At 40.1% G+C, this 6,650-nt stretch carries 6 protein-coding genes; 5 read left to right on the forward strand and 1 reads right to left on the reverse strand.

Going from position 1 to position 6,650, the window contains the following annotated elements; genetic code table 11:
- The first annotated feature begins 76 nt into the window (after positions 1-76).
- A complete protein-coding gene (locus QZ334_RS06080; RefSeq protein WP_295232791.1) occupies positions 77-742 on the forward strand; it encodes a hypothetical protein in 666 nt (221 codons plus the stop codon).
- A 67-nt stretch (positions 743-809) separates the two neighbouring features.
- Positions 810-2,135: a hypothetical protein gene (locus tag QZ334_RS06085; RefSeq protein WP_295232794.1), complete on the forward strand. Its 1,326-nt coding sequence runs from the start codon at positions 810-812 to the stop codon at positions 2,133-2,135.
- Between the two features lie 79 nt (positions 2,136-2,214).
- Here QZ334_RS06085 and QZ334_RS06090 read toward each other — a convergent pair whose 3' ends face one another.
- Positions 2,215-3,582, reverse strand: a complete 1,368-nt coding sequence (locus tag QZ334_RS06090) for an NCS2 family permease (protein WP_005385238.1) — start codon at positions 3,580-3,582, stop codon at positions 2,215-2,217.
- Positions 3,583-3,729: 147 nt separating this feature from the next.
- Here QZ334_RS06090 and QZ334_RS06095 point away from each other — a divergent pair, with 147 nt between their 5' ends.
- The 3 genes from QZ334_RS06095 (at position 3,730) to aroD (ending at position 6,576) form a co-directional block, all read left to right on the forward strand.
- Positions 3,730-4,149, forward strand: a complete 420-nt coding sequence (locus QZ334_RS06095) for an RrF2 family transcriptional regulator (RefSeq protein ID WP_005385239.1) — start codon at positions 3,730-3,732, stop codon at positions 4,147-4,149.
- A 93-nt stretch (positions 4,150-4,242) separates the two neighbouring features.
- The gene (locus QZ334_RS06100; RefSeq protein ID WP_323758624.1) at positions 4,243-5,475 is read left to right on the forward strand and encodes an MFS transporter; all 1,233 of its coding nucleotides are present in this window, start codon (positions 4,243-4,245) and stop codon (positions 5,473-5,475) included.
- 306 nt (positions 5,476-5,781) lie between these two features.
- Complete coding sequence (gene aroD / locus QZ334_RS06105) at positions 5,782-6,576, forward strand: type I 3-dehydroquinate dehydratase (RefSeq protein ID WP_005385241.1); 795 nt, start codon at positions 5,782-5,784, stop codon at positions 6,574-6,576.
- The last annotated feature ends 74 nt before the right edge of the window (positions 6,577-6,650 follow it).

Here is a 6,650-nt window from a genome sequence, read left to right on the forward strand (position 1 = left end):
ATAATATATTGTGTAATGTCGGTAAAACTCTTAATCGATTGGTGAAATTCGTAATCGTTTATAAAGAGGAAAAAATATGAGAAAAACAATGTACAAGTCCGTTTTAGCTGTTATCGTTACTGGGCTACTATCTGTAGGAATGGCAACAGCAGAAACGGTGTATACTCCTGATACTAGAGATCAGTCTGTATCTACTAAAACACTTAAGCTAGGACATAATTTTAAAAATGTAGAGCCTAGAACTGACCATTTACAGTGGCACTTTCATGATTGGCCTATAGAGAATACACAAAAGGCGCATACTTTTAACGGACTTTTAAGAGAGGCAGCACAGAAGCTTCCATATGAGGTTAAGGCACCTAGCTATATCCCTTATGGTTATGAGGTCTATACAGTGCGTCAAGACAAAAATAATGTATTAGAGGTTGTATACTTTATAAAAAATGCTCAAACATATAGAGATGGTAAGAAAAATCTCGGTAGTATTTTTGTTTATAGAATGGGCTATTCCGTGAACGATGTAAAAGATGTACCGTATGTTCCTGCTGAGTATAAGGACTTTGAATGGTCTGAACCAGGTGAATCCGGTGAAGTCTTTTATACCGGTGATCCAGCAGCACAATTGATTCGTAGCATTACGTGGACAAAGGACGGTATGGCATACTCTTTATTGTTCTTAGAACCTGTGAAATCAGTTGATGCGGAATTCTATAAGGAACATGTGGAGCCTATAAAAATATAGATAGATCACGTAGTGATTTACTTGGAATAAAGCGGAAACCTGTATAACCGCTCGAAGAGGAGAGAATATGAAGAAAATAATAAGAGCTGCCATTTTATGTGCCACGATGGCTACAGCAGTAAGCACCTTTGGGGTACAGCCAGTTAGTGCTACATACCCGTTAATAGATAAAAATGGTAACACTGTTCCTGTTGAACGAGATGTAGATAATCAGAAAATTATCGATGATAATCAAAAACTTATGGATCGTTATCTCTGGTATGATCAAGTTGGTGATAATGATATAGTTGAAACTAATATTGAAAGTGCCGTGCAGGAGTTTGGTTATCCATTACAAGTGCCGTCTTATATGCCTAAAGACTATGCAGTGCGCGATGTAAAGACTAAGGACCATGATGTATTAGAAATCGTATATACAGAAACGGGCCGTGATGGAGAATATGGTCCGAAATTAACCTTCTCTAATACAGATATTGTATATCGTATGGGGTGGGCTATCGATACAGTGATAACGCCTATATTAGAAAAGACAAATTATAATGCTAAGGATACAGTTAGCTTTACTACCCCTAATGGAATTTCTGTACATACGTTAGGTTATAGTAAAGACGCTATTCAAATCGCTTATTGGGAAAAAGATCACAAAGTGTATATGCTCTACTTTGCTTCTTCAAGAAACCAAAGCTTTGTAAGCAAAATTGTAGACTCTGTAGGTCCTGTGAGTAACGTAGCTGCTGATGATACTCGACTACGTGGTGACCGCAATGATAAGCAAAATGTTGAAGAAAACGATGCGAAAAAGGTTAAACAAAATGATGACCCGGATTGGCCTCCTTATGAAACGATTGGGTTACCATTGCGTACACATACGAATTCTGTGTGGCCTATACTTACGAGCAAAACCATCGGTTTACCTAGCGGTGTAATTAATGCATCTCATAAGATGTCCTATGACGTATCTGTACCAAGTTATTTACCGTTTGGCTATACATACTATGCTACACATTTTTATGACAATGATGTATTAGAAACTGTATATTGGAAGCAAGGTGAAGAGTATCAAGAGCGCAGCGGTCGTTGGGTAAATCATACTATGGTCTTCCGCATGAGCTACTCTATGGATACTGTATGGCCTGAAGAATATATCCCATGGGAGTACCATGACGTACAGTGGAGCGACTCCACTCCAATAGGGGAGGTTCAATATACAGGGGATGTAGATAAGGGCTTAGTGCGCAGTGTTACGTGGTACAAGGATAATATGGCGTATTTCTTGTTCTTCCAAGTGCCTGTGAAAGCATCTGAAGCAGACTTTTATAGAAATCATGTAGTGCCATTAAAAGATATCGATCCAAGTCGTACAGACTTAATTGGTGTAAAAACGATTCGTTAATACTAAATAGTAATAAAAAAGAACCTATCTCCTAGATATTTTACTAATATCTTTAGAGATAGGTTCTTTTAGTTATTAATTAGAAGAATACGTAGCGGATGATAACGAGTACCGCTAATACGTACATAATCCAGTTAACCTCTTTTGCACGACCTGCAATAATTTTGAGTAGAGGGTATGCAATAAGACCTGCAGAGATACCATTAGCGATGCTGTATGTGAACGGCATCAAAACGATAACGAGGAATGCAGGGAAGCCTTCTGTCCAATCATCGAAGTCAATATTGCGGATAGCACCTAACATAAGGGCACCAACGATGATAAGAACAGGAGATGTGGCTGCATTTGGCACCAAGGATACGATTGGAGCTAAGAACAAGCAGATTAAGAACAATACGCCTGTTGTAACAGCTGTTAAGCCTGTACGGCCACCAGCACCTACACCTGCCGCACTTTCAACGAAAGCAGTAATCGTAGAAGTACCGAGCAATGCACCAGTACTAACGCCGATAGCATCGACAGTCATGGCTTTACCAAGACCTGGGAATTTACCAGATTTAGGATCTGCAATTTTCGCCTCTGTAGCAGTACCGATCAAAGTACCCATAGAGTCGAACAATTCTACGAAGGTGAAGGAGAAGATAATCGTGATTAAGCCCATGTGGAGCGCACCAGGAATATCTAATTGAAGGAATGCTGCTTTAGAGAAATCAGGCACTGCTAATACAGTGAAGTTCTCAGGCATTGTGGAAAGGCCAGTAGCATAGGATACAATTGTTGTTACTACCACACCAATCAAGAGGGAACCTTGAATTTTACGAGCCATCAATAGAGCTGTAAAGATGAGGGAGAATAGAGCCAACAATGTTTCACCATTGTGCAAATTACCGAGCGTCAAGAGTGCCTCGGATGCTGGAGGTACTAAATTACCATGTGTTTGCACAACTTGGCCTAAGGAGTTTGGAGACAAACTAATAGAGATTGCCATCAAGCCGGATAATTTTAAGCCGATGATAGCGATGAAGAGGCCGATACCAACAGTAATAGCAACCTTCATAGAGGCTGGGATGCCTTCAACGATCATTTGGCGTATCGACGTAAGTGTTAATACGAGGAATACGAGACCGGAGATAAATACAGCACCCAATGCTGTTTGCCAGGACACGCCCATACCGAGAACTACGGTAAAGGAGTAAAAGGCTAAGAGGCCAACCCCTGGAGCGAGGGCGATAGGATAGTTTACGAATAAACCCATAGCAATCGTTACAAGGCCACCACCTAAGGCTGTAGCGATGAGGACTGCGTCTTTATCCATCCCTGCAAGACTAAGAATGTTAGGCGCTAAGAATAGGATGTACGCCATCGTGATAAACGTAGTAATACCTGCTAAAATTTCGGTTTTAACAGTGGTACCGCGCTCACTGAGTTGAAATAGTTTATCTAACATTAGATAACACCCTCCCGATATGAAATTAAAAATTATATCTGAATGAAAATATTTCGATATATGTATAGTGTATCATATTTCCCACCATTTTTTGTATGAATTTATGATATACTATAAATATATTATGAATGACTTAGAGGTTAACTTATGAAAATATCTACTAAAGGGCGCTATGCTCTACGGATATTGGCGGATATTGCAGAGCACGGGGTAGAAAAAAATGTACCAATTCGTGAAATTGCAGAACGCCAAGGATTTTCCGATAAATACTTAGAGGGGATTGTATCTCGCTTATCCTCCGCTGGCCTCGTTAAAAGTGGACGTGGTAAATACGGTGGATATCGCTTGGTGAAATCGCCTGCTGAATACAATGTATATGAAATTTTATATGCTGCAGAGGACTCCATTGCTCTCGTATCTTGTTTAGAAGATGATGTTGAGCCATGTCCTATGTTTAATGATTGCTTGACTGCTCCTTTGTGGCAGTACTTGCAAGATGAATTCCGTCACGTTATGGAACGCGTATCCTTACAAGATGTAATGGATCATAAATTTCCAACGGAATAAATGAGAGAGTCGCGTTTTATATGCGGCTCTTATTTATATAGCATATAAAAGTATATTACTATATATACTTTTATATATGAAAGGAGGCAAAGGATGAGCACAACTGCATATGATTCTCGTGGTGGCATGCGCAATGTATGGATTATTACAGCTGCCATGACGGTACTGGCGATATGTTACACCATGATCATTCCGTTTTTGCCTATCTATCTTTTAGAATTAGGTGTGCCGAAGGCTGATGTAGCACTTTGGTCAGGCCTCGTTTTCGGTATTACCTTCCTCATTGCGGGCATTATGGCTCCTATATGGGGGAAGATTGCGGATAATAAAGGTAAAAAACGGATGGCTTTGCGCGCCGGCTTTGCCATTGCCATCTGTTATGTATTAATTGGTTTAGTTACAGACCAATATCAACTACTCATGGGGCGTGCGCTCGTTGGTTTTGCCAATGGGTTCTATCCAGCGGCGATGACCATGGTATCCCTCAGTGTTGATGAGAAACAGGTTGGTCGAGCTCTAGGCATCTTCCAAACGGGACTTATCTTGGGTAATGTCATCGGTCCATTTTTAGGTGGCGCCGTTGAAAGTGTAGTAGGCATGCGCCCTGTGTTTTATGTATCTGGTATCGCTGTATTTATTGCGACATTGGCCGTATTGTTCTTTGTGAAAGAACCAAAATTACATGCTAAAGGTGCTGATGGAAAGGAACAGCCGGTTCAACCTACTAAATCTACATCGCTACGTGAAGACTTTAAAGCTGTTCAACAACAGCCAGTATTAGTACGATTGCTTTGGATTTTCTTCTTTATGCAATGTGCTATCATGATGTTGCAACCTATCTTGGCCCTCTATGTCGGGGATATGCAAGGTACCATGGAAGGGGCGGCTATGATCTCTGGTACAATCCTTAGTATCGGCGGCTTAGCAGGATCCTTGACGACAAATCTATGGGTTCGCCTTGGTGAACGCCGTGGCTACTTTAAGACCATATCCTACTGTATGATGGGGAGTGGTATCGTCCTCTTACTTCAAAGCTTGCCAGTGGGCATTTGGTGGTTTGGTATTTTACAAGTCTTAATAGGCTCTTGTATTGTAGGCATTAATCCATCCTTGAGTGCAGCTGTAACACTCAATACAGATCCAAGCTTTAGAGGTCGCATGTTTGGTATGACAACAACAGCTCAACAATTTGGTTCTATGGTAGGCCCTGTATTTGCTAGTATTGTATCTACTTATGTTGGTATATCCTATGTATTTAGTATTACCGGCTTGCTATTACTATATATGGGCTTCCAATCTCGAAAACTATCCATGCAACATGATTAACATTAAAAAGATACCTTACTTAACTATTACAGTAGTTGAGCAAGGTATCTTTTTTAGTATAACTAGTATTGTAAGGTTCATATAATATAATTATATTTTATTAGTCTTAAGGTTTTGGGCATAACAAAAATTGATGCTAATCGTTAATCTAAGAATACTGTTTTAGTGCATAATAACAGGCTTTCATACATTTTTAGTGAATAGCAATCCAATATAGGCTGATTGATTGCTTTTACAAAAATATTGGTATATAGTTAGTTTAAGGTAAGTCATTTGTCTCACCTTGTGGGACGGAAAGGAGTTATTATGGTCCGTATCGGTCATGCTGTACTCGGCGAAAAGGGGACAAAGATATGTGTGCCTATTGTAGGCACAACAATGAAAGAAATTTTAGATGCCACTGCGGTTGCATGTAATACACCGTGTCATGTAGTGGAGCTACGCATTGACTATTACGAGCGGGCCCACTCCATTGACGCTATTATTGAATTGTTAATGCTTATTAAGCCTCAATTAAAAGGTCGTGCCTTATTATTTACATGGCGCACGAAAGGGGAAGGTGGAGAAAAGTCTATTTCTTCACAAGACTACTTCACAATGTTAGAGCGCATCATTCCTACTGGATTGGTAGATGCTATCGATATTGAACTCTTCTTTGATCAAGATAGAATGCTTAAAACGATTGAATTTGCCAAGGTACATGGTATTACAATTATCATGAGTAACCATGATTTTAATGGCACTCCAAGTCATGAGGTTATTGTAAATCGCCTCATTCAAATGAAAGAATTCTTGGCCGACGTGCCAAAGATGGCTGTTATGCCTCATACAACGGGCGATGTTCTTACACTACTTGAGGCGACAGCTGAGGTGAAAGCTTTATATCCATCAGATCCAATCATTACGATGGCCATGGGACCATTGGGCGCTGTTACGCGCGCAGCAGGCGCTCTATTTGGTAATGCTATGACCTTTGCCTCTGCTGGCAAAGCATCGGCACCAGGTCAAATTGATGTGCATGAACTAAAACGAATTCTTGATACCATTGACGTAGATGGTGTATTCGATGAACAACAACATAAACGCGTAAAAGTGCATTAAAAAAAGTCGGCTAAAGCCGACTTTTTTAATGTTTTATATTTCCTGTAATGTATTCATTTTTGAAGGTCTAATAT

This window comes from Veillonella sp. (assembly GCF_019414865.1).
In the GTDB taxonomy this organism is placed as follows: domain Bacteria; phylum Bacillota; class Negativicutes; order Veillonellales; family Veillonellaceae; genus Veillonella.